Annotated in this window: 17 protein-coding genes; 13 read left to right on the forward strand and 4 right to left on the reverse strand. The window is 69.1% G+C overall.

Annotated features, from left to right (window positions below; genetic code table 11):
- Positions 1–456: 456 nt before the first annotated feature.
- From ACFYRY_RS26295 to ACFYRY_RS26310, 4 genes are all read left to right on the forward strand, one after another.
- On the forward strand, positions 457–1,902 hold the full coding sequence (locus ACFYRY_RS26295; RefSeq protein ID WP_389151626.1) for an aminotransferase class III-fold pyridoxal phosphate-dependent enzyme: 1,446 nt from the start codon (positions 457–459) through the stop codon (positions 1,900–1,902).
- Between the two features lie 326 nt (positions 1,903–2,228).
- Positions 2,229–4,154, forward strand: coding sequence for an IucA/IucC family protein (locus tag ACFYRY_RS26300; protein WP_389150418.1), 1,926 nt, complete (start codon positions 2,229–2,231; stop codon positions 4,152–4,154).
- Between the two features lie 85 nt (positions 4,155–4,239).
- Positions 4,240–5,061: a GNAT family N-acetyltransferase gene (locus ACFYRY_RS26305; RefSeq protein WP_389150421.1), complete on the forward strand. Its 822-nt coding sequence runs from the start codon at positions 4,240–4,242 to the stop codon at positions 5,059–5,061.
- Between the two features lie 225 nt (positions 5,062–5,286).
- Positions 5,287–7,296 (forward strand): ATP-dependent DNA helicase, encoded by a 2,010-nt coding sequence (locus ACFYRY_RS26310; RefSeq protein WP_389150423.1) that lies wholly within the window; start codon positions 5,287–5,289, stop codon positions 7,294–7,296.
- A 150-nt stretch (positions 7,297–7,446) separates the two neighbouring features.
- Here ACFYRY_RS26310 and lexA read toward each other — a convergent pair whose 3' ends face one another.
- Positions 7,447–8,226, reverse strand: coding sequence for a transcriptional repressor LexA (lexA, locus tag ACFYRY_RS26315; protein ID WP_389150426.1), 780 nt, complete (start codon positions 8,224–8,226; stop codon positions 7,447–7,449).
- Positions 8,227–8,790: 564 nt separating this feature from the next.
- Between lexA and nrdR the strand changes: the two genes are divergently transcribed.
- A complete protein-coding gene (nrdR, locus tag ACFYRY_RS26320; protein WP_389150429.1) occupies positions 8,791–9,366 on the forward strand; it encodes a transcriptional regulator NrdR in 576 nt (191 codons plus the stop codon).
- Between the two features lie 163 nt (positions 9,367–9,529).
- On the forward strand, positions 9,530–12,439 hold the full coding sequence (locus tag ACFYRY_RS26325; RefSeq protein ID WP_389150431.1) for a vitamin B12-dependent ribonucleotide reductase: 2,910 nt from the start codon (positions 9,530–9,532) through the stop codon (positions 12,437–12,439).
- Positions 12,440–12,583: 144 nt separating this feature from the next.
- Here ACFYRY_RS26325 and ACFYRY_RS26330 read toward each other — a convergent pair whose 3' ends face one another.
- Positions 12,584–13,117 (reverse strand): TerD family protein, encoded by a 534-nt coding sequence (locus tag ACFYRY_RS26330; protein WP_389150433.1) that lies wholly within the window; start codon positions 13,115–13,117, stop codon positions 12,584–12,586.
- A gap of 149 nt (positions 13,118–13,266) precedes the next feature.
- On the opposite strand from ACFYRY_RS26330, the gene ACFYRY_RS26335 reads away from it, so the two are divergent.
- The 3 genes from ACFYRY_RS26335 to ACFYRY_RS26345 all read left to right on the forward strand — a co-directional run bounded on the left by ACFYRY_RS26335 (position 13,267) and on the right by ACFYRY_RS26345 (position 15,563).
- Positions 13,267–13,872 (forward strand): YdbC family protein, encoded by a 606-nt coding sequence (locus ACFYRY_RS26335; RefSeq protein WP_389150436.1) that lies wholly within the window; start codon positions 13,267–13,269, stop codon positions 13,870–13,872.
- Positions 13,873–13,987: 115 nt separating this feature from the next.
- On the forward strand, positions 13,988–14,647 hold the full coding sequence (locus ACFYRY_RS26340) for a histidine phosphatase family protein (RefSeq protein ID WP_389150438.1): 660 nt from the start codon (positions 13,988–13,990) through the stop codon (positions 14,645–14,647).
- A gap of 10 nt (positions 14,648–14,657) precedes the next feature.
- Positions 14,658–15,563: an ADP-ribosylglycohydrolase family protein gene (locus ACFYRY_RS26345; protein WP_389150441.1), complete on the forward strand. Its 906-nt coding sequence runs from the start codon at positions 14,658–14,660 to the stop codon at positions 15,561–15,563.
- Between the two features lie 377 nt (positions 15,564–15,940).
- Here ACFYRY_RS26345 and ACFYRY_RS26350 read toward each other — a convergent pair whose 3' ends face one another.
- The gene (locus ACFYRY_RS26350; RefSeq protein WP_389150444.1) at positions 15,941–17,488 is read right to left on the reverse strand and encodes an MFS transporter; all 1,548 of its coding nucleotides are present in this window, start codon (positions 17,486–17,488) and stop codon (positions 15,941–15,943) included.
- Between the two features lie 184 nt (positions 17,489–17,672).
- Here ACFYRY_RS26350 and ACFYRY_RS26355 point away from each other — a divergent pair, with 184 nt between their 5' ends.
- From ACFYRY_RS26355 to ACFYRY_RS26365, 3 genes are all read left to right on the forward strand, one after another.
- Positions 17,673–18,293 carry a TetR/AcrR family transcriptional regulator gene (locus ACFYRY_RS26355; RefSeq protein ID WP_389150447.1) on the forward strand — a complete coding sequence of 207 codons (621 nt, stop codon included), beginning with the start codon at positions 17,673–17,675 and terminating at the stop codon, positions 18,291–18,293.
- 83 nt (positions 18,294–18,376) lie between these two features.
- A complete protein-coding gene (locus tag ACFYRY_RS26360; RefSeq protein WP_356773244.1) occupies positions 18,377–19,078 on the forward strand; it encodes a ribonuclease HII in 702 nt (233 codons plus the stop codon).
- Between the two features lie 68 nt (positions 19,079–19,146).
- A complete protein-coding gene (locus ACFYRY_RS26365; RefSeq protein WP_389150451.1) occupies positions 19,147–19,800 on the forward strand; it encodes a hypothetical protein in 654 nt (217 codons plus the stop codon).
- A 397-nt stretch (positions 19,801–20,197) separates the two neighbouring features.
- Here the strand turns inward: ACFYRY_RS26365 and ACFYRY_RS26370 are convergent, their stop codons facing one another.
- A complete protein-coding gene (locus tag ACFYRY_RS26370) occupies positions 20,198–20,833 on the reverse strand; it encodes a hypothetical protein (protein ID WP_389150454.1) in 636 nt (211 codons plus the stop codon).
- Between the two features lie 406 nt (positions 20,834–21,239).
- Between ACFYRY_RS26370 and ACFYRY_RS26375 the strand changes: the two genes are divergently transcribed.
- Entirely contained in the window at positions 21,240–23,399 is a 2,160-nt protein-coding gene (locus tag ACFYRY_RS26375; protein ID WP_389150457.1) for a RecQ family ATP-dependent DNA helicase, read from the forward strand.
- The last annotated feature ends 151 nt before the right edge of the window (positions 23,400–23,550 follow it).

Raw genomic sequence — 23,550 nt, forward strand, 5'->3', positions numbered from 1 at the left:
TATGCGCTCGCTGTAGGTGACTTCCCCCGGAACAGCAACGGTTCCGTCACGGCAATGATCTTGAGGCAACCCGTAACCCCGTCTGCGGCCCGGGGTTGGTAGCGGTGGGGCTTGCCGCCGATGGTGTCGGCCCGGTCCCTGCGCCCGGTCCCCGGAGTTCTCGAGTCGAGGCTGGCGGGGGCTTCGTATGTCGGGACGGGCGCGGACGTGAGGGAGCGCACGCCCCTGGACAGCGGGAGGACGGGGAGAACCGTGACCGAGACTGCGCCCGGGGAGACCACCGCGCAGACGCGGACAACTGCCGCAGTGACCGACAGGGGTGCCGCCGTGGCCTGCGGAGTTGTCACCGCCGACGCGTTCACGAGTGCCGTCGGGGATGGGCCGGGAGGCGCTTTCGGCGGAGGCTCGGCACGTGCCGGGTCCGGCTCGCGGGGAAGGGCCTCGGCCCGGGCGGCAGTGCTGTGCCCCGCCGATGGCGGTGCCGGGTCCCCCTCCGGGGCGCGTTTCCCGCACGAGAGCCTTTCGAGGCGTCAGACGGCGCGCGAGTCGGCGGCCCGCACCTACCCGCGTGCCCTGCCGGTCGTCCCGGTGCGGGCGCGGGGGCTGACCATCGAGGGCGCGGACGGCCGCCGTTACCTGGACTGTCTCTCCGGCGGGGGGACCCTCGTCCTCGGGCACAACCATCCCGTTGTCCTGGAGGCGATCCGCAAGGTCCTCGACTCGGGCGCGCCCCTGCACGCCCACGACCTGGCGACCCCGGCCCAGGAGGCCTTCACCGCCGAACTGTTCCGCACGCTGCCGCCCGAACTCGCGGGCCGTGCGCGGGTGCAGTTCTGCGGGCCGGCCGAAACGAACGCGGTGGAAGCAGCCTTCGAGCTGGTCCGCGCCGCCACCGGCCGCAGCGGCCTGCTCGCCTTCACCGGTGCCTCGCACGGGGCGATGGCCGGGGCGGCACTCGGGGGCGCCCGCGACGCGTGGTCCGTGCCTCTGCCCTATCCGCAGGACTACCGTTGCCCCTTCGGTGTCGGTGGCACTCGCGGCGCGGAACTCGCCGCACGGTGGACCGAGTCCGCCCTGGTCGACCCCGAGTCGCGCACACCGCTGCCCGCCGGGATGATCCTCGAACCCGTGCAGGATGAGGGCGGGGTGATCGCCGCCCCGGATGAGTGGATGCGCCGCATGCGGCAGATCACCGCCGCACGGTCCGTCCCTCTGATCGCCGACGAGATCCAGACCGGTGTCGGTCGCACCGGAGCCTTCTGGGCGGTGGAACACAGCGGTGTCACCCCCGACGTGCTGGTCCTCGCCAAGGCCATCGGCGGCAGCCTGCCCCTGGCCGTCGTGGTCTACCGCGACGATCTCGACGTCGTGGAACCAGGCGCCCGTACGGACACCTTCCGCGGCAACCAACTCGCCATGGCCGCGGGCACGGCCACCTTGGCCTACGTCCGCGAACACCGTCTCGCCGAACGCGCGGCCACCCTGGGTTCCCGCATGCTGGCGCAACTCCGGGAGCTGGCCCGTGAGTTCGCGGTGATCGGTGAGGTGCGGGGGCGAGGGTTGATGATCGGTGTGGAGCTGGTGGACGCGGCAGGGGTGGTGGAGCAGTCGGACATGGACAGGGTCGGGGCCGCCGGTGGCGGGGCCCGGCTGGAGTCGGTGACGGATCCGGCTCGCGGGCCTGGGTCCGCCGCCCCCGCACTCGCGGGCGCTGTCCAACGGGAGTGCCTGCGGCGGGGCCTGATCGTCGGACTCGGCGGTCGTCACGGGAACGTCGTACGGCTGCTTCCGCCGCTGACCATCAGCGACGAACAGGCGACGGCGGTGCTGGACAGACTGGCCGACGCGGTGGAGGTGGTGGCCCGCGGTCACGCACACGGCCACAAGCAACGCCAGGGGTGACGGGGCCGGTGCGCGGACAGTCCGCAGATGCTGCCCAGCGGGCTCGTGCACCCACGTGTTTCCGGGGCCTGAGCTCTGCTGACGCCCCTTCACACCAGCACGATGCCGATTCGTCCCGGCCGCACGAGCCGGAACCCCCCGAGGAACACGCCTTGAACGTCAGCTCCGACCCTGAGGGCCGCTTCCCAGCCCCATCGCGAGAAACCTCCGAAGCCGCCTGGGCAGAAGCCGGCGACGACCGGACCTCCCGCCGGACGCCACTCGCGCCGACCGCCACCTCGGTCGAGCGACGACCAGGATCGCACTCGGCCCTGGGGGAAGAACCCTTGCCGACGCCAGTGGAGACCCCCGCACAGAGAAAGAACGCGCCGGCCCGGACGACGCCGGCTCAGAGAGGCGCTCCGGCGGCCGAGTCGTTGCCCGCGGCCGCCCTCGACCTCCTGGAGCATTCCGACCCGCACACGGCGGCCGGGGCGGCCGCCGCGGAGAACCTGCTGCGCTGCTGGGCACGCGAGGCCAACCTCACCGCCCCCGGCGACGGCGTCCTGCGCATCCCGCTCCGGGCCGCCGGCACAGCCCTTCTCGCCCCCGTCCGGTACTGGTCCCCGACGGGTTGGCACCGCTTCGGTTCCCCGTACCTCGCCGACGCCCCCGAGGACGCCCCGCCGGTCGACGCGGTCACGATCGCGGCGCTCCTCGCCAGGGAGACGCTGTACACGGCTTCCCCCGCGACCGGCGCCACCGTTCCCGAGGCCGCTGCCCGGACCCGATCCCGTCCGGCCGTCGACGCCACCGACCTCGTCGCGCGAGTGGCCGACTCCGTCCGCCGAACCGGCACCTTCCTCAGCGAGCGCCGCAGTCACCCGGCCGACGCGCCTCACCTGTTTCTGGCCGCCGAACAGGCGCTCACGCTCGGACACCCTCTGCACCCGGCACCCAAGAGCCGCGAGGGCCTGACCGAAGCCGAAGTCCATCTGTTCTCGCCCGAGTCGCGCGGCTCCTTCCCCCTGCACTGGTTGGCTGTCGATCCCTCCGTCATCGTCTCCGACTCGGCCTGGACCGAGCGCGGCCGCCTCGTCCCCGCGGCCCAGCTCACCGCACGCCTTTCGGGGGGATGCCTGCCGCTGCCCGAAGGTCACACGGCCCTGCCGCTGCACCCCTGGCAACTACGTGAGGTCACCCATCGCCCCGAGGCAGCGGCCCTGTTCGAGGCCGGTCTCCTGAAGGACCTCGGCGCCCATGGCGCTCCCTGGCACCCCACTTCCTCGCTGCGAACGGTTCACCGCCCCGATGCCCCGGCCATGCTCAAGCTGTCGCTGGGACTGCGCATCACCAACTCGCGTCGTGAGAACCTCCGCAAGGAACTCCACCGAGGTGTCGAGGTCCACCGGCTGCTCCGCAGTGGCCTGTTCACGCAGTGGCAGGCCGCCCACCGTGGCTTCGACATCGTCCGTGACCCGGCCTGGCTGGCCGTCGACGCATCGGACGGTCCCGTGCCCGGACTCGACGTGATGATCCGGCACAACCCCTTCAGCCCTGCGGACGACGTGTCCTGCATCGCAGGACTGGTCTCACCGCGCCCCCACATCACACCGCCGACCGCAGGAGGCCGAGACGCCGACCGGCCGGTTCTGCGATCCCGCCTGGCCGAGGTCGTCACCCGCCTCGCCGGCCGGACCGGACGTCCCCGAAGGACCGTGGCCGCCGAGTGGTTCCTGCGCTACCTCGAACAGGTGATCCGCCCGATCCTCTGGCTGGACGCGGAAGCGGGGATCGCCCTGGAGGCGCACCAGCAGAACACGCTGGTTCTCCTGGACCAGTACGGCTGGCCCGCCGGGGGCCGCTACCGCGACAACCAGGGCTACTACTTCCGCGAGTCCCGACGCTCGGAACTCGACGCACGGCTGCCCGGAATCGGCGAACACAGCGACACCTTCGTCTCCGACGAGGTCGCCGACGAGCGATTCACGTACTACCTCGCGATCAACAACGTGCTCGGTCTCATCGGCGCCTTCGGCTCCCAACGCCTGGCCGACGAGCAGCTTCTGCTCGCCGCCTTCCGCCACTTCCTCGCCGACGTGGCACGCGGACCCGGCCGCCTGCGCGGCACCCTGCCCGCCCGCCTCCTCGACTCACCCGTCCTGCGCTGCAAGGCCAATCTGCTGACCCGCCTGCACGGCCTCGACGAACTGGTCGGCCCAGTGGACACCCAGTCCGTCTACGTCACCATCGCCAACCCCCTGCACTCCTGACCCGTACGTCCGACCAGCGCCAACCCTCTTCACCTTGCCGCTCCGAGGAACATGACCCACCCCGCCATCTGAGAGGAGCGTCGCCGTGCCTCCCACCGACGCCCACGTGTGTACCGGCCCCGTCACCGACGCCGGTGCCGACGCGAGACCTCGTCCGGACACCAGCAGAACCGGCGTGGGCGGTCGCCTGAACTGCCCGGACGGTGAGGACACGCTGGACCTCCGCCTGCCCTATGAACTGCTCGCGGGCGTCCGAGAAGGGGTCCCGGGTCCTGGCCCCGCACGGCCAGGGACCGGAGGCACGGCACCGCTTCCGTACACCCTCCCGAAAGCTGACGATCTGCTCGACGGAATCGGCGCCTGGGGGCCGATCGCCACCCCCGTGGGCGTGTTCCAGCTGGTCCCGGTCCAGATCGCACGGGACCTAGCGCTCATCGGCCGATGGATGAACGACCCCGCCGTCGCGGAGTTCTGGGCACTCGCCGGGCCTCATGCCGCCGTCGAGGAACACCTGCGGAGGCAACTCCTCGGCGACGGTCGCAGCATCCCCTGTCTCGGCGTGCTGGCCGGCACCCCGATGAGCTACTGGGAGATCTACCGCGCGGACCTCGATCCGCTGGCCCGTCACTATGCCGCTCGCCCTCACGACACCGGTATCCACCTTCTCGTCGGCGATGTCTCCGCTCGTGGAAGAGGCCTGGGCAGCGTTCTGCTCCACGCCATCGCCGATCTTGTGCTCGACAGGCGCCCCACCTGTGCCCGCGTCGTCGCGGAACCCGCCCTTCGCAACATTCCCTCCGTCGCCGCCTTCCTGAGCGCCGGTTTCCGCTTCTCCGCCGAGGTCGACCTGCCCGCCAAGCGGGCCGCCCTCATGGTCCGAGACCGATTCCCGCGCCGTCTTGTGTGACGCCACATCGCGGCGTCATCGCTTGTGGAACGCCCCTCGCGCCCAAGCGGTTCCCCCACCCATCGAAGCTCTCCCAAGTGATCAACCCTGAACTCGAAGCTGCCAACTCCGGCCAGCTGTGGGACTCATCCGATCCTCACCACAGGAGCACCTGGTCTTGATCCCGTCCCTCCGCCCCGCCTTGCGCACTCCTTTGTCAGTGCCGGGCCGTAGGGTGGTCGCGCTATGACGAAGCCTTCACTCCCCGAACTCCTGCATGCCGCCGTCACTGCCGTCGGCGGTACGGAGCGCCCCGGCCAGGTGACCATGGCCGAATCCGTCGAGTCCGCGATCGACGACGGCTCCCATCTGCTGGTCCAGGCCGGCACCGGCACCGGAAAGTCGCTGGGGTATCTCGTGCCCGCGCTCGCGCACGGGGAACGCGTCGTCGTGGCGACGGCCACACTCGCCCTGCAGCGCCAGCTCGTGGAGCGCGACCTGCCGCGCACGGTGGACGCCTTGCACCCGCTGCTGCGCCGGCGTCCTGAGTTCGCGATGCTCAAGGGCAGGTCGAACTACCTCTGCCTGCATCGCCTGCACGAGGGTGTCCCACAGGACGAGGAGGAGGGCCTCTTCGACCAGTTCGAGGCCGCGGCACCGACCAGCAAGCTGGGCCAGGACCTGCTGCGGCTGCGTGACTGGTCGGACGAGACCGAGACAGGCGACCGCGACGACCTCACGCCCGGCGTGTCCGACCGTGCCTGGGGTCAGGTGTCGGTCTCCTCGCGAGAGTGCCTGGGCGCCTCGAAATGCGCGTACGGCGCGGAGTGCTTCGCGGAGATGGCCCGCGAGCGTGCCAAGCTCTCCGAGGTCGTCGTCACCAACCACGCGCTGCTCGCGATCGACGCCATCGAGGGGGCGCCGGTTCTCCCGCAGCACGAGGTGCTGATCGTCGACGAGGCGCACGAACTGGTCTCCCGGGTCACCGGGGTCGCCACCGGGGAACTCACCCCCGGCCAGGTGAACCGCGCGGTGCGCCGCGCCGCGAAGCTGGTCAACGAGAAGGCCGCCGATCAGCTCCAGACCGCCGCGGAGGGCTTCGAGAGGCTGATGGAGCTTGCGCTGCCGGGCCGCTTGGAAGAGATCCCGGAGGATCTCGGCTACGCGCTCATGGCACTGCGCGACGCCTGCCGCACCGTGATCTCCGGGATCGGTGCCACCCGGGACAAATCCGTCCAGGACGAGGACGCGATCCGCAAACAGGCGCTGGCCTCCGTGGAGACCGTGCATGACGTGGCAGAGCGGATCACGAACGGTTCCGAGTGGGACGTCGTCTGGTACGAGCGCCATGACCGCTTCGGTGCCTCCCTGCGTGTCGCGCCCATGTCCGTCTCGGGTCTGCTGAGGGAAAAACTCTTCGCGGACCGCTCGGTGATCCTCACGTCCGCGACCCTGAAACTGGGCGGCGACTTCAACGGCGTCGGTGCCTCCCTGGGCCTTGCCCCCGAGGGCACCGAAGGCGAGGACGTGCCGCAATGGAAGGGCGTCGACGTCGGCTCGCCCTTCGACTACCCCAAGCAGGGCATCCTGTACGTCGCCAAACACCTGGCGCGACCCGCACGGGACGGCGACCGCGCGGACATGCTCGACGAGCTCACCGAGTTGATCCAAGCGGCGGGCGGTCGCACGCTCGGCCTGTTCTCATCGATGCGGGGCGCCCAACTGGCCGCGGAGGAACTGCGCTCCCGTATTCCCGAGTTCCCGATCCTCCTGCAGGGAGAGGAGACCCTCGGCGAGCTGATCAAGAACTTCGCGGCGGATCCGCAGACCTGTCTCTTCGGCACGTTGTCGCTCTGGCAGGGGGTGGATGTGCCAGGGCCCAGCTGTCAGCTGGTCGTCATGGACAAGATCCCGTTCCCGCGGCCCGACGACCCGTTGATGAGTGCCCGCCAGAAGGCGGTCGAGGATGCCGGCGGCAACGGCTTCATGGCGGTCGCCGCCACCCACGCGGCCCTGCTCATGGCTCAGGGCGCCGGCCGCCTCGTACGGGCGTCGGGGGACCGCGGTGTGGTCGCGGTACTGGACCAGCGCCTGGCCACAGCGCGATACGGGAGCTACCTGAAGGCGTCACTGCCTGATTTCTGGTACACGACGGACCGTAACCAGGTCCGCAGGTCCCTGGCCGCGATCGACGCGATGGCCAAGCAGACGGAAGACGTCACGGCAGAGCAGGTGGACGAGGACGAAGCGCGGTGAAAGGGGGTGGCCTGTCCCGGCTCCGGGAAAGGCCACCCCCTTTCGCACCAGCTGTCACCCGAGGGTCACACAGCGCAGGGCCCCGGAACCGGCGCAGAGGTCCCGGGGCCCGGTCAGAGGGCGGGGGCCTCGAGGCCGCCCGCCGTGCCGTCACACTCGCCGCAGTACGGCGACCACCTTGCCCAGGATGGTCGCGTCGTCGCCGGGGATCGGCTCGTAGGCGGAGTTGTGCGGGAGGAGCCAGACGTGGCCGTCCTCGCGCTTGAAGCGCTTGACGGTGGCTTCGCCGTCGAGCATCGCCGCCACGATGTCGCCGTTCTCGGCGACCGGCTGGCGGCGGACGGTGACCCAGTCGCCGTCGCAGATCGCGGCCTCGATCATGGAGTCGCCGACGACCTTGAGGACGAACAGCTCACCGTCGCCGACCAGCTGGCGGGGGAGAGGGAAGACGTCCTCGACGGATTCCTCGGCGAGGATCGGGCCGCCCGCGGCGATGCGGCCGACCAGCGGTACGTACGACGCCGCGGGCTTGCCGGCGGTGTCGGTGGGCTGCACCGAGGAGGCCTGGTCCGAGCCGCGTACCTCGTACGCGCGCGGGCGGTGCGGGTCGCGGCGCAGGAAGCCCTTGCGTTCGAGTGCCATCAGCTGGTGGGCGACGGAGGAGGTGCTGGAGAGGCCGACGGCCTGGCCGATCTCCCTCATCGACGGTGGGTAGCCGCGCCGCTGCACGGAGTCCCTGATGACCTCGATCACCCGGCGCTGCCGGTCGGTGAGTCCGGAACTGTCCGCCCGGATGCCTGGAGGTCGGCCCGGCAGGGAGCGCTTGTGCCCCTCGGGATTGATGGCTTCGTTCATCGCATGCACCGGCTCAAGTCGGCCCTGGGAGCTGTCCTGGGCAGTGATGGTGGCACTGTCTGCGGTGGTGGTCACGTCGGCCCCTCTCGATGGTCTCCCTGCCGGACAACGGTAGTTGCTTTCGAAAGGTTGCGCCAAACACACGTTCGAGTGAAAAACCGTGAATAACCTGCCTGGATCATGTGTCTGGGTGTATGGCTGACGTGAGGCCTAAGCGGGCAAAAGGGCTCATTGTTGTACTCTTCGCCGCCAGGATGACGCCTCGTGGGCGCCGCCTCAGTTTGCCACCCGCGATCCGGTCAACCTGGCACCGACCCTCATCTCTGCGGTAACCCCACGTGCCCTTCGTGCGGCGCTCACGCTATCTCCGCATGTGGTGAAGCGATACTGCTGCGTGCTCCTGAGTGTCGACGGGGTCCAGGGGCCGACGGCACACGCCCATGCCGGAGCGACACGTGCGGACGGTGTGTATGTATGGGCCAATCCCCACATCTAGTGGTTGGATTACAGCAGTGGCCCAGAAGTTGTGGTCCCCCGGGTCTTCGGGCCCTCGGCGATCCCCTATGCTTGGGGCTGCTTCGTGGGGCCCGAGAGGCCTCCTGAGGCTATTGAGTCTGCTGTGAGGAGGGATGGACGTTCATGCACTGCCCCTTCTGCAGGCACCCCGACAGCCGCGTCGTCGACAGTCGTACGACCGACGACGGCACGTCGATCCGTAGGCGCCGCCAGTGCCCTGACTGCTCCCGTCGTTTCACGACCGTGGAGACGTGCTCGCTCATGGTGGTCAAGCGGTCCGGAGTCACCGAGCCATTCAGTCGTACCAAGGTCATCAACGGTGTGCGCAAGGCATGCCAGGGACGGCCTGTCACCGAGGACGCGCTCGCTCAGCTCGGCCAGCGGGTCGAGGAGGCCGTGCGTGCCACCGGAAGCGCCGAATTGACCACCCACGACGTGGGACTGGCCATACTCGGCCCCTTGCAGGAGCTCGACCTGGTCGCCTACCTGCGATTCGCTTCCGTCTACCGGGCGTTCGACTCGCTCGAGGACTTCGAAGCCGCGATCACGGAACTCAGGCAGACGGGGTCCCCCACCGCGGACGAAGAGGACCGCGTGGACGCTGACGACGGCGGGGGCGCCGTCACGGGGGGTCAAGAAGACGACCGCGGGTCCGGAGGGGCTGCTCCAGTCCTCGAACCCGCGCGCGCCGCCGACTGACCGGCGGTCCGGACCCAGCCTCGGGCTGCGGATCCGGCCTGGCGGCGGCGAGGAGAAGACCTGTTGCGGGCCGTGCCGAAAGGCGCCCGCGACACCAGACAGAACACCGTGCCCGGGAACATCGGGGCACTTCAGGGCGTTTTAGCCCGTACAGGGAGGCGGCATGACAGAGACGGCGAGCGGTCCGGCACGGAGTTCCCGCGCCAAGGGCACCAAGGCGACCAAGGGACTGCGTATCGAGCGCATCCACACGACCCCCGGCGTGCACCCGTACGACGAGGTGTCCTGGGAGCGCCGTGACGTCGTCATGACCAACTGGCGCGACGGCTCGGTCAACTTCGAGCAGCGTGGCGTCGAGTTCCCCGACTTCTGGTCGGTGAACGCGGTCAACATCGTCACCAGCAAGTACTTCCGCGGTGCCGTCGGCACCCCGCAGCGCGAGGTGAGCCTCAAGCAGCTCATCGACCGCATCGTGAAGACGTACCGGAAGGCGGGCGAGGACCACAAGTACTTCGCCTCCCCCGCCGACGCGGAGATCTTCGAGCACGAGCTGGCGTACGCCCTCCTGCACCAGGTCTTCAGCTTCAACAGCCCCGTCTGGTTCAACGTAGGCACTCCTCAGCCGCAGCAGGTCTCCGCCTGTTTCATCCTGGCCGTCGACGACTCCATGGAGTCGATCCTCGACTGGTACAAGGAAGAGGGCATGATCTTCAAGGGCGGCTCCGGTGCCGGCCTGAACCTCTCCCGTATCCGCTCCTCCAAGGAACTGCTGTCCTCCGGCGGAAACGCCTCCGGTCCGGTCTCCTTCATGCGCGGCGCCGATGCCTCGGCCGGCACCATCAAGTCGGGTGGCGCCACCCGCCGCGCCGCCAAGATGGTCATCCTCGACGTCGACCACCCCGACATCGAGGACTTCATCCAGACCAAGGTGAAGGAAGAGGAGAAGATCCGCGCCCTTCGTGACGCGGGCTTCGACATGGACCTGGGCGGCGACGACATCACGTCCGTCCAGTACCAGAACGCCAACAACTCGGTCCGTGTGAACGACACGTTCATGAAGGCCGTCGAGGCGGGCGGGAAGTTCGGCCTGACGTCCAGGATGACCGGCGAGGTCATCGAGGAGGTCGAAGCCAAGAGCCTGTTCCGCAAGATGGCCGAGGCCGCCTGGGCCTGCGCGGACCCCGGCATCCAGTACGACGACACCATCAACCACTGGCACACCTGCCCGGAGTCCGGCCGCATCAACGGCTCGAACCCCTGCAGCGAGTACATGCACCTGGACAACACGTCCTGCAACCTCGCCTCGCTGAACCTGATGAAGTTCCTGAAGGACGACGGCCTGGGCAACCAGTCCTTCGAGGTCGAGCGCTTCGCGAAGGTCGTCGAGCTCGTCATCACCGCGATGGACATCTCCATCTGCTTCGCGGACTTCCCCACCCAGAAGATCGGCGAGAACACCCGCGCCTTCCGCCAGCTCGGCATCGGCTACGCCAACCTCGGCGCCCTGCTGATGGCGACCGGCCACGCGTACGACTCCGACGGCGGCCGCGCCCTGGCCGGAGCCATCACCTCCTTGATGACCGGTACGTCGTACAAGCGTTCCGCCGAACTGGCCGCGGTCGTCGGTCCGTACGACGGTTACGCCCGCAACGCGCAGCCGCACCTGCGTGTCATGAAGCAGCACTCCGACGAGAACGCCAAGGCCGTCCGCATGGACGACCTGGACACGCCGGTCTGGGCCGCCGCCACGGAGGCCTGGCAGGACGTCCTGCGCGTCGGTGAGAAGAACGGTTTCCGTAACTCCCAGGCGTCCGTCATCGCCCCGACCGGCACCATCGGTCTCGCGATGTCCTGCGACACCACCGGCCTTGAGCCCGACCTCGCGCTGGTCAAGTTCAAGAAGCTGGTCGGCGGCGGCTCCATGCAGATCGTCAACGGCACCGTCCCGCAGGCCCTGCGCCGCCTGGGTTACCAGGAGGAGCAGATCGAGGCGATCGTCGCCCACATCGCCGACAACGGCAATGTGATCGACGCCCCCGGCCTCAAGCACGAGCACTACGAGGTGTTCGACTGCGCGATGGGCGAGCGCTCCATCTCCGCGATGGGCCACGTCCGCATGATGGCCGCGATCCAGCCGTGGATCTCCGGCGCTCTCTCCAAGACGGTCAACCTGCCGGAGTCGGCGACCGTCGAGGACGTCGAAGAGGTCTACTTCGAGGCCTGGAAGATGGGCGTCAAGGCGCTCGCCATCTACCGCGACAACTGCAAGGTCGGCCAGCCGCTCTCCGCGAAGACCAAGGAGAAGGAGAAGTCCGCGGCCGACGCTGTCACGGAGAAGGCCGAGGAGACGATCCGGGCGACGGTCGAGAAGGTCGTCGAGTACCGTCCCGTCCGCCGGCGCCTCCCCAAGGGCCGCCCCGGCATCACGACGTCCTTCACCGTCGGCGGCGCCGAGGGTTACATGACCGCCAACTCCTACCCGGACGACGGTCTCGGCGAGGTCTTCCTGAAGATGTCGAAGCAGGGCTCGACCCTCGCGGGCATGATGGATGCCTTCTCCATCGCGGTCTCCGTCGGTCTCCAGTACGGCGTGCCGTTGGAGACGTACGTCTCGAAGTTCACCAACATGCGCTTCGAGCCGGCCGGCATGACGGACGACCCGGACGTGCGGATGGCGCAGTCGATCGTCGACTACATCTTCCGCCGCCTGGCGCTGGACTTCCTGCCCTTCGAGACGCGTTCCGCGCTCGGCATCCATTCCGCCGAGGAGCGTCAGCGGCACCTGGAGACCGGTTCGTACGAGCCGTCCATCGAGGAGGTCGAGGTCGACGTCGAGGGCCTGGCCCAGTCGGCTCCGCGCGCCCAGGAACTGAAGGCCGTCGCCACCCCGAAGGCCGAGACCGAAGCGGCCAAGCCCGCCCCGCAGCAGGCCCACACCAGCGCTGAGCTCGTGGAGATGCAGCTGGGTATCCAGGCGGACGCCCCGCTGTGCTTCTCCTGCGGTACGAAGATGCAGCGTGCCGGTTCCTGCTACATCTGCGAGGGCTGCGGCTCCACCAGCGGCTGCAGCTGATTCCGGGCACCTTCCGGGTGCGAACCTGATGGTCAAGCGGTGGCGCCGATTCTCGGTGCCACCGCTTTCGGTGTCTGTGGCGCAGGTGCCGGGGCCGTCACAGCTCGGCAGCGAGAGCGCCGCTTCGACCGCTGATGGGCCTGGTCAGGGATTGCGGAGCCGGCCCATGGCCGCGGTGAAGGTCGCCGGGTCGTCCTCGAAGCCGTGGAGGCCGGGGTGGAAGTCCCACGTTCCGGATTCCTGGCGTACGAACTCGGCGACCGTCGACGCGGTCGCCCCGAGTACCGTGCCGAAGTCGTCCTCGGCCAGGACCGTGTAGCCCTCGCGGATACGGAGAGCCGGATTGACGACGCTGACGAAGGTGCGGCGGTCCGGGCGCTGCTGTATGACGACGCCGACCACCACGCGCGCGTAGCGGTCGGCGAGCCGGTCGAGTTCGACCGTCATGACCTCGTCCCAGCCGAAGCCCTTGCCGTCCTTGCTGTCACGGTTGAGGTAGATGGTGCCGTCGGGGGAGCGGCTGTCGAAGTGCACCACGTTGGCGGGATTTTCGTAGGGATCACTCGCGAGATAGGTCGCGGCCACGAGGTCCAGATCGGTCGGCGGTTGTCCCGCCGCACTCGGGTCCCATTTCACCGCGATCTCGACCTTGCGGATGCCCTTGCTGAGGCCGTTCACCAGACTTCCCCTTCCCCCTGTGGCGCCGGCCCGAAGTGCCGGGCAGGCAAGGCAGGTTGTCCATCCTGCCACGCGTGCGGGTGCGACTGCGGGCCAGCTCTCCCCACCAGAGTGACCAACGCCACGCTCCGTGGCCTTACCATGGCGCGGTGCTGGTCAAGTGGATTCGCTGCACCGTGGTGGACCGCCGCGGTTTCGAGCGGGGGCAGCGGAAGTGGGCGGGGCTTCTGGGGGAGCCGGGGTTTCGGGGACAGGGTGGTGGCTGGAGCCGGGGGCGGCAGGGTGTGGCGCACGTCTTCGCCTTCTGGGAGAGCCGTGCCTTCTACGACTCCTTCATGGCCCGGTCCCATGATCGGCTGGCGGCGACACAGTCGGGCACCTTCAAGGACGTCCAGGTCAAACTGTTCGACTACCGCTTCGACGTGAAGACCGGCTTCGAACCCCGGTTCACGGACGCCGACCTGGTACGGGTCGCCCATTGCCGCGTCCACGAGGACCGCGCCGAACACTTCACGCTGATGCAGGAGAAGGTCTGGAACCCCGCGATGGCCGGTTCGCCCGGCATGATCCGCGGTCTGTTCGGAGAAGCGCCGGGCCATGAGTTCCTGGTGCTGTCGATGTGGCGATCGGCCGCGGAACACGGCAAGTACCGGACCGAACGCGTGGAGCGGCTCGCCCTGCGGGCTCAGACGGAGGCCGACATCGCCTCTCTGACGGGCGACATCGTGGAGCTCGAACCGACCTGGATCGTCTGAATCGGGACCTGTCGTCGTGTGCCCGGAGGCGGCACGGGGCGGGAACTGTGTGACCTACGCCGTATGAAAGCCGTAGTGGTGCTCGACAGGGCCTGAACCGATCTAGGGTTTTGGCATGGCACGACCACGGCGCATCGTCCTTGTCCGGCACGGCGAGTCAACGGGCAATGTTGATGACACCGTTTACGAGCGTGAACCCGACCACGCCCTCGGCCTCACCGAGAGGGGGTGGCAGCAGGCGGAGGAGACCGGCAAACGGCTGCGCGAGGTCTTCGGCCGTGAGCGCGTCAGCGTGTACGTCTCCCCGTACCGTCGCACCCTCGAGACGCTCCGAGCGTTCCACCTCGACCCGGCGGTCATACGGGTGCGCGAGGAGCCCAGGCTGCGTGAACAGGACTGGGGAAACTGGCAGGACCGCGACGACGTCCGCCTCCAGAAGGCCTACCGGGACGCGTACGGACACTTCTTCTACCGGTTCGCCCAGGGCGAGTCCGGCGCCGATGTGTACGACCGGGTGGGCGGCTTCCTGGAGAGCCTGTTCCGCAGCTTCGAGGCCACTGATCATCCGTCGAACGTGCTGATTGTCACCCACGGTCTGGCCATGCGTCTGTTCTGCATGCGCTGGTTCCACTGGACGGTCGCGGAGTTCGAGTCGTTGGCGAACCCGGGGAACGCGGAGATGCGGATGCTCGTTCTCGGGGACGACGGCAAATACGCGCTGGACCGGCCCTTCGAACGTTGGCGGGACCCGGAACCGTACGGAATCACCGGATAGAGTGACAGCGATGACCGCTGACTTGTCTCCCGCAGGGCGCCTGCAGCGCGCTCTGGCCAGCCTGCGCGGACTAGCCGTGGGAGACGCGCTGGGCTCGCAGTTCTTCGTGCCGGTGAACTACCCGCTGCTGAAGGACCGCGAGCTGCCGCCAGGCCGGTGGCAGTGGACCGACGACACGGAAATGGCGTGCTCCGTGGTCGCCGTCCTCGCCGGCCACGACCGCATCGACCAGGACGCCCTTGCCCGCTCCTTCGCCGAGCACCATGACTTCGACCGCGGATACGGCCCCGCGGTCAACCGCTTGCTGCGGCTGGTCCGAGAGGGCGGTGACTGGCGCGAACTGGCCTCCGCCCTCTTCAACGGACAGGGGCCGTGGGGCAACGGAGCCGCGATGCGTGTGGCGCCGTTGGGTGCCTGGTACGCGGAGGACCCGGAGCAGGCGGTCCACCAGGCAGAGATCTCTGCCTATCCGACGCATCAGCACCGTGAGGGTGTGGTTGGTGCCATGGCCGTCGCCGCGGCTGCCGCGCTGACCGCTGCCCCGGGCGGACCGCCGACCCCCGAACTGCTGCTCGACGGCGTCATCGCCCTGGTGCCGAAGAGCGCTGTCGGCGCGGGCCTGCGTCGGGCCCGGGACATGCTCGACTACGCGGACCCAGCCACCGTCGCGGCCGTGCTGGGCTGCGGGCGGCGCACCACGGCCCACGACACCGTGCCCTTCGCTCTCTGGTCGGCGGCACGGTCCGTCGGGGACTACGAGCAGGGGTTCTGGACGACCGCGCAAGTCGGCGGCGACGTGGACACGACCTGCGCCATCGTGGGCGGGGTGATCGCCTCCGGTAAGGCGGGGGCGCCGCCTGCCCACTGGGTGGCGCGAACGGAAGCCGTGCCTGAGTGGGTTCCAGCCTCAGTCTGACGCGGCCTTCGGCTGTCCCGCACCCACCTGCGGTTGTCCACCGGCGCGGTGGTGAGATGCGATGCGCGAAAACTCTCTGTGCGCAATGGGAACTCTGTGTGACCATCCGGGCGTTCTCATGGCAACCGTTGTGTGAGGCATGAGGCATGGCTCATACGGGGTGACTGACACGGGGCCCGGAGGGGGTGATCATGCGGTTCGTGCTGGAGTTTGTCGTGCCGGTGCTGGCGGCGTTGCTGGTGGCGTTGGCGGTGAGGTTGGCGGTGAGGTTGGTGCCGGCGGGTGTGTCAGGCGGGCGGATGGCCGGACGGGTGCCCTCGCCTGCGGCGCTCAGGACCCGATCCGGCCATCCGTGGCTTGTCGCGGGGCGACCCGGGTCAGCCGAGGCCCGGTCCGGCCGTGCCGGCGAGAGCCTCGAGGTCGCTCTTGCGGACCCTGATCACCAACCACGCGGTCACCAGGGCGAGTACGGCCATCGCGGCGGCGGCGATGAAGCCCGTGGAAATGCCCTGGGCGAGCACCTCATGACCCCAGGGAGCCGGCAGTTGGTGCGTCTTGGCGAACTCCGCCTTCTGTTCCGCGGTGGCGTCGGTGAGGAACTGCGGCAGTTGCTTCTCCGCCTCGTCCTTGCTGGCCGAGCCGAACACCGTGGTCAGGATGGACAGGCCCAGCGAACCTCCCACCTGCTGCATGGCGTTGAGAAGTCCGGATGCCGCGCCGGCCTCGTGCTGGGCCACGCCGGAGACGGCGGTGAGCGTAAGCGTGACGAAGTTCAGGCCCATACCGAAGCCGAACACCAGCATCGGCCCGAGGACCCCGCCGACATAGGAGCTGTCGGAACTGATGAGGGTCTGCCAGGCCAGACCGACCGCGGCGAGCGCCGAACCCCCGAGCATGAACGGCTTCGGGCCGAGCACCGGCAGGAACCGCTGCGACAGGCCCGCGCCCAACGCGATCACGACCGTCACCGGCAGGAAGGCGAGACCGGCCTTGATCGGGCTGTACCCCAGCACGTTCTGCACGAAGAGGACGATGTAGAAGAACATGCCGAACATCGCGGCGGCAAGGCTCAACATGATCACGTACGTGCCCGAGCGGTTACGGTCGGCGAACATCCTGAGCGGCGTGATCGGTTCCTTGGCGCGGGATTCGACGAAGGCGAAGGCCAGCAGCAGAACCACGGCGGCACCGAAGGAACCGATGGTCAGGCTGTCCCGCCACCCGCTGTCGGCCGCCCGGATGAACCCGTAGACGAGCAGGGCCATTCCGGCCGTCGAGGTGAATGCTCCCAGGAAGTCGAAGCGGCCGGTGTGCCGCTCGGACTCGCTGATGTACAGCGGCGTGAGCACGGCGATCAGCACACCGATGGGCACGTTGACGAAGAGCACCCACCGCCAGTCGAGCCACTCCGTGAGCATGCCTCCGGCGAGCAGCCCGATGGCACCGCCGCCCGCGGAGACCGCCGCGAACACGCCGAAGGCGCGATTCCGTTGCGGCCCTTCGGGGAACGTGGTGGTGATGAGGGCCAGCGAAGTGGGCGACGCGATCGCCCCACCCACGCCCTGCAGGACGCGGGCCGCCAGCAACTGCCAGGGTTCCTGGGCCAGTCCGCCGAGCAACGACGCGAAGGTGAACAGCAGGATGCCGGTCATGAAGACCCGTCGCCTGCCGAGGATGTCGCCGGCCCGCCCGCCCAGGAGCAGCAGTCCGCCGAAGGTGAGCGTGTAGGAGCTGACGACCCAAGTGAGGTCGGTAGTGCTGAAGTTGAGTGCGTTTTGAATGTGCGGGAGTGCGATGTTCACAATCGTCGCGTCGAGTACCACCATGAGTTGGCAGGCCGCGATGACGGTGAGCGCGAGACCGGGGTGTCCCTCCCGGCGGGCCGCACCTGGTTTCTGATCCTGAACTAACTGAGAGGTTGTCACTATGGGTCCCCCACAAATGCCTTAGTGAACGGTCGCGTTCACTGTCGCGTCAACGGTAGTGAGTCCCTACTAGTGAACGCAAGCGTTCACTCTGCTTGTCGCCGCGCGTCACGTCCCCCTCTGTCGCCGCGTGGTGCTCCCCGCTCCCGAAATCCCCGCTTACCCGTTTGCTGGAGACGCTCAGATGGTTACCTCGCACTGGACGGCCGCCCCCGCTCAGGCCTCACTACGTCGGCGTGGCGCCGTGCTTGAACGGGCGATCCTCGATGCCGCCCTGGAGCAACTCAGCACGGTCGGCTGGAAGGGGCTGACGATGGAGGGTGTCGCCGCAGGAGCTCAGACAGGCAAGGCGGCCGTCTATCGACGCTGGCCGTCCAAGGAGGACCTGGTCGCTGACGCGTTGCAGGCCGCACTCCCGCGGCTCGAGGGGGTGCCCGATCTGGGCGGCGTGCGCGCGGATCTCCTCGCGCTGTGCCGGCGAAGCCGCGACGCGATGTTCTCCAGGCCGGGGCTCGCACTTCGCGCAGTGATTCACGAATGTGATCCTGTGCAAGCGGAGCGTCTTCATGCTGTGATCGTCAAGGGGCTTGTCGAGCCCACGGTCCAACTGCTTCGAGAAGTCGTTATTCGCGGAATTGAGCGGGGTGAGGTGCGATCCGACGCTGCCAACGGCTACGTCTTCGACGCCATCCCGGCGATGATGATGTATCGCTCCAAGATGTGCGCGAGCGAATGGAGTGATCAGGATCTCGAGGAGGTGATCGACCAGTTGATGCTTCCTCTGCTGCGGCCGACACGTGGATGAGGGTGGCGTGCGGCGGCGGTGAAGTAGCACTCCGGAAACCGGGGTGTCGAGCGGCGATCCGGGCGGCGTACGCTAAGGACGCCATGCCGTACGAACCTCCTACTCACACCGTCGAGCGCTCCCTCCGCGCCACGACCGGAGCGAAGATCATTGCCGGTGTCGACGAGGTGGGGCGCGGCGCCTGGGCCGGCCCCGTCACCGTCTGCGCGGCGGTCACCGGTCTGCGCCGACCTCCCGAGGGCCTCACCGACTCCAAGCTGCTCACCATCAAGCGGCGCACGGTTCTCGCCGAGACCTTGCGGGGATGGGTGACGTCATACGCCCTGGGGCATGCCTCTCCGGAGGAGATCGACCAGATGGGGATGACGGCCGCCTTGCGCATAGCGGCCGTGCGCGCCCTGGAGGCCCTGCCCGTCCGTCCTGACGCGGTGATCCTCGACGGCAAGCACAACTACCTCGGATCACCGTGGAACGTCCGTACGGTGATCAAGGGTGACCGTTCGTGCGTGGCCGTCGCGGCCGCGTCCGTGATCGCCAAGGTCCAGCGCGACAAAATGATGGCCGAACTGGGCATCGACCATGCAGACTTCGACTTTGCGGCCAACGCCGGCTATCCGTCGCCGGTGCACAAGGCCGCACTGGAGGAGCGGGGCCCCACCCCGTACCACCGATTGTCGTGGGCGTATCTTGATGCGCTGCCCCAGTGGCAGCACCTCAAGAAGGTCCGCAGTTGGGCGGACGGAAGCGTTCCGGAGATCGAGGGTCAGCTCGGCTTCGATTTCTGACGATTCCGCTCGCACTCATGTGCCACCGGCCGACGCGAGCCGCACTAATGTTTGATAAAAATCAGCTCATGCCTCTCATTCCCGAGGAGCCTCAGATTCACGAGAGTGCCCAGGGTCCCCGCGCGACTCCGGCCAGTGGCCGTACCGTGCCGACCCCCCGTCCTGTACCTGGTCCCCGCCCCGCGGCGCATCCGCGCCCCGGTCGGCCCGGCCCGCTGCGGCCGGCGCCCCCGGTGCAACACACGCCGCGTGACGTGGCCGTGGCCAAGCCCGGACCGTCGGGCCCAGCCGCCCCGGTCGCGGTCCCTGTCGCGGCTGCTCCCGCGGCGGCTGCCCCGCAGATCCAGCTGATCCCGGCGTCCGCCGAGGGTGCGCTCGATGCTGCCGAAGAAGCCGTCGACCTCCTCCTGGAGTCGGGACGCGCCCCCGGTGACGTGCTGGTGATCACCACCGGCGCTCAGCACCCGTGGGCCGCCCACGAACTGTCCTTCGGTGAAGCCTCCTACTGGGCGCAGCACGACGCGGGCGACGACGTCTTCTACATGGACGCCGCCGTCGCCTCCCGCGCCGCCACCCGCCCCGTGGTCGTGGTCGCCGTCAACGGTGGCCTCGAGACCGCTACGGCCGATGCGCTGCCGCTGGCGCGTGCCCGGGCCGGTGCCCTGTTGATCGTCTGCGGTGACCCGCAGCTGATCAACTCGGTCCTTGCTGCGAGCATCTGACCGGACTTAGGCACGTCCCGGGGGAGTCGGGGTGACGCAGGTGCCGCCGCGGCGGCACCTGCACGTGGGCGTCTCGCTCAGTGCCCCTCGCCCCTGGAGGCTTTCGCCTGCACGGAAGACCGGAGGGCAGTTCTGGCTGCCCACCGCCGGACCCCGGCCGGGTCCGTGAGGACGCACAGCCGCGAGGTTCGTGTCGGTGAGGGCGGGGCCCGCTGCGGACACTGAGCGCCAGAGCTCAGGCGTCGCGCGCATGAGCTCCCTGCGTACCGCCGGCGCCCGCCCAGTCTGTACTACCCCCAGTGGGCCGCGCTCTCGCAGGCGCCCGTCCGCGGGCGCGCTCAGGGCGTGGAGCACGCGTACGAAACGGGCAGGTGCCCGGAAACCGGCGCTGCCGGGCTCAGCGGGCGGCCGCGCGGCGCAGTACCTCAGAGGCGGCGCCACCCGTACGCGGTAGGGGAGGCGGTGCCTCCGACAGGCCGAAGGGCTCCGGCACGGAGTTCGTGTTCGGCCGGCGTCCGCCTCGGCCTTCGCCCAGAACCTGCCAACCGTCCCGGGTCAGCGTGATGTACGCCCCGCAGCGCAGTCCGTGCAGGGTGCAGGCGTCGCGCAGCCCCCACATCCACGCACCGTCCTCCTCCGTCCAGCGCGCGTCGCCCTCACGGCAGTAGAGCAGCACGGCAGTGCGCACGGGCGTGCGCCGCCGCAGATCGTGCGGGATCACCCGGCGCAATTGGGCGAGCAGCACGTTGCGGAACATCCAGCCGTCCGCCGGCGTCGAGCGGCGGGTGAACGAGGCGCTCGCGGCCAGCCGCTCGTCGGGATCCAGGACCGCCACGATCGCGGTCGCCGGTTTCGGGTGATGCCGTGTGTGCAGCCCGCTGACGACCTCGCGAGGATTGCGCAGCAGGGGAATTCCTGCGGCGGCCCACTCCGCGGGTTCCAGCATGCGGGTCAGAGGGTTGGCGGGTGCGGCGGACAGATCGGCAGATGACGACGTCGACGCCGCGGAGGACGGAGCGAATCCGAAGGTCACGGTCCTCCCTTCGGCTACGCGCCCACACTGCGGGCGGGGTCGGATTCGGGGGAGTGCGCACCGCAGCAAAGCCCTACCGGACAACGGGTGAGCCGTGCGGGGAGCGGACCTCAATTCTTCCTGTCGAACTTGGTTGCGGCAACGAGCAATTGGGCCTACCGAACCTTATTTAGCGGTTTGCGATTTATATCCCTACCCAGCGCGTCGGAGGGGGACGCTTGAGACGTTCGAGCACGACACGCTTGTGCGGCGAAACGAGCTCCTGGGGCGAGGGTCTGCTGAGGGGCGGGGAGGCGGTGGCGCGGAGCCAGCGCCGCACAGCCAGGACCAGGGGTTGTGTCGGGAAGGGGTGGAGTTACGTCCGGCGAGTTCGCTGATTGTCAGTGCTATCGGGTTGCATGGAGACATGGACAACCTGGAACTCCGTGCTGAAGCCGATGCCGTCCTTGCTGAGCTCGTCGGTGCCTCTGTGGGCTCGGCGCGGTTGCGGGAGGACCAGTGGCAGGCGGTGGCGGCCCTGGTGGAGGAACGCCGACGGGCGCTGGTAGTGCAGCGCACCGGCTGGGGCAAGTCGGCCGTGTACTTCGTGGCCACCGCTTTGCTGCGCAGGTGTGGCTCCGGCCCGACGGTGATCATCTCGCCGTTGCTGGCGCTGATGCGCAACCAGGTCGATTCGGCGGCGCGGGCCGGGATCCAGGCGCGCACGATCAACTCGGCCAATCCGGAGGAGTGGGACACCATCTACGGCGAGGTGGAGCGCGGCGAGACCGACGTTCTCCTGGTGAGCCCGGAACGTCTCAATTCCGTGGACTTTCGCGATCAGGTGCTGCCCAAGCTCGCGGCCACGACCGGCCTGCTGGTGGTCGATGAGGCGCATTGCATTTCCGACTGGGGTCACGACTTTCGCCCGGACTACCGTCGGCTGCGCACGATGCTGGCGGAGTTGCCGGAGGGGGTGCCCGTGCTGGCCACGACGGCGACCGCGAACGCGCGGGTGACCGCGGATGTGGCTGATCAATTGGGCACGGGGGGTGGGGACGCTCTGGTGCTACGGGGGCCGCTGGACCGGGAGAGCCTGCGCTTGGGAGTGCTGGCGTTGCCGGATGCGGCGCATCGGCTGGCGTGGCTCGGGGACCGGCTGGGTGATCTGCCGGGTTCGGGGATCATCTACACGCTGACGGTGGCGGCGGCGGAGGAAGTCGCCGCGTTCCTGCGGCAGCGGGGTTATCCGGTGGCTTCCTACACAGGGAAGACGGAGAACGCCGATCGTTTGCAGGCGGAGGAGGATCTGCTGGCGAACCGGGTGAAGGCGCTGGTGGCGACCTCGGCTCTGGGCATGGGCTTTGACAAGCCGGATCTGGGGTTCGTGGTGCATCTGGGGTCGCCTTCCTCGCCGATCGCCTACTACCAGCAGGTGGGGCGTGCGGGGCGCGGTGTTGACCATGCGGATGTGCTGCTGCTGCCGGGCCGGGAGGACGAGGCGATCTGGGCGTACTTCGCTTCGGTGGGTTTCCCGCCCGAGGAACAGGTCCGGCACACCCTGGCGGTACTGGAGGAGGCGGGCCGTCCGTTGTCTCTGCCGGCGTTGGAGCCGCTGGTGGATCTTCGGCGCTCGCGCCTGGAGACCATGCTGAAGGTCCTGGACGTGGACGGGGCGGTCAAGCGGGTGAAGGGGGGCTGGACCGCCACCGGACAGCCGTGGGCGTATGACGCGGAGCGGTATGCCTGGGTGGCCCGGCAGCGCGAGGCTGAACAGCAGGCCATGCGGGACTACGTGGCGACCACGGGGTGCCGGATGGAGTTCTTGCAGCGGCAGCTGGACGACGAGAAGGCGGTCCCGTGCGGTCGCTGCGACAACTGCGTCGGGCCCTGGCTCGACCCGGCCGTCTCTCCCGGAGCCCTCGCGGCGGCGACAGGCGAGCTGGATCGTCCGGGGGTCGAGGTCGAGCCCCGCAAGATGTGGCCGACCGGTCTGGCCGCGGTAGGCATGGACCTGAAGGGCCGTATCCCCGTGGACCAGCAGGCGGCCATCGGGCGCGCGTTGGGCAGATTGTCGGACATCGGCTGGGGCAACCGCCTGCGTCCACTCCTGTCGGCGCAAGCGGAGGACGGGCCGGTCCCGGACGATGTGCTGGCCGCTGTCGTGCGGGTGGTGGCCGACTGGGCCCGCTCGCCGGGCGGCTGGGCCAGCGGAGCCCCCGACGCGGTCGCACGCCCGGTGGGGATCATCGCCATGCCCTCCCGTACCCGTCCGCAACTGGTGGGCTCCCTGGCCGGGGGCCTGGCCGAGGTGGGTCGGCTCCCGCTGCTGGGCAGCCTCGCCTACACGCCGCAGGCCGGCGAGTACGCCGCGCACCGCAGCAACTCCGCCCAGCGGCTGCACGCCCTCGCCGCCTCGTTCACCGTGCCCGACGACCTTGCCGCCGCCCTGGCCGCCACCCCCGGCCCGGTCTTGCTCGTCGACGACTACACCGACTCCGGCTGGACCCTGGCCGTAGGCGCCCGCCTCCTGCGCCGGACCGGAGCCGACCAGGTACTCCCACTCACCCTTGCCCTGGCCGGGTAAACGACTCCCGCTGCTCCCAGCGGCGGCCGACCCGTGCCGCGTGTGCCCGCGAGCAGGGCGGCCACGGGCGCGCCTGCGTCAGGCGTCCATACAACAGAACCGTTCCGACAGGCGGTCTGACGCATGTGGACAGACAGAGCCGCAGGTGTCC

The sequence above is a fragment of the Streptomyces sp. NPDC005263 genome (genome assembly GCF_042872365.1).
Taxonomy (GTDB): Bacteria; Actinomycetota; Actinomycetes; order Streptomycetales; family Streptomycetaceae; genus Streptomyces.

What these genes read in the sequence shown, in the direction of transcription:
- ACFYRY_RS26355 (WP_389150447.1), top strand. Translation starts at nt 17,673, where the DNA reads ATGGTTACCTCGCACTGGACGGCCGCCCCCGCTCAGGCCTCACTACGT.
- nrdR (WP_389150429.1), top strand. Translation starts at nt 8,791, where the DNA reads ATGCACTGCCCCTTCTGCAGGCACCCCGACAGCCGCGTCGTCGACAGT.
- ACFYRY_RS26375 (WP_389150457.1), top strand. Translation starts at nt 21,240, where the DNA reads ATGGACAACCTGGAACTCCGTGCTGAAGCCGATGCCGTCCTTGCTGAG.
- ACFYRY_RS26345 (WP_389150441.1), top strand. Translation starts at nt 14,658, where the DNA reads ATGACCGCTGACTTGTCTCCCGCAGGGCGCCTGCAGCGCGCTCTGGCC.
- ACFYRY_RS26340 (WP_389150438.1), top strand. Translation starts at nt 13,988, where the DNA reads ATGGCACGACCACGGCGCATCGTCCTTGTCCGGCACGGCGAGTCAACG.
- ACFYRY_RS26360 (WP_356773244.1), top strand. Translation starts at nt 18,377, where the DNA reads ATGCCGTACGAACCTCCTACTCACACCGTCGAGCGCTCCCTCCGCGCC.
- ACFYRY_RS26365 (WP_389150451.1), top strand. Translation starts at nt 19,147, where the DNA reads ATGCCTCTCATTCCCGAGGAGCCTCAGATTCACGAGAGTGCCCAGGGT.
- ACFYRY_RS26325 (WP_389150431.1), top strand. Translation starts at nt 9,530, where the DNA reads ATGACAGAGACGGCGAGCGGTCCGGCACGGAGTTCCCGCGCCAAGGGC.
- ACFYRY_RS26310 (WP_389150423.1), top strand. Translation starts at nt 5,287, where the DNA reads ATGACGAAGCCTTCACTCCCCGAACTCCTGCATGCCGCCGTCACTGCC.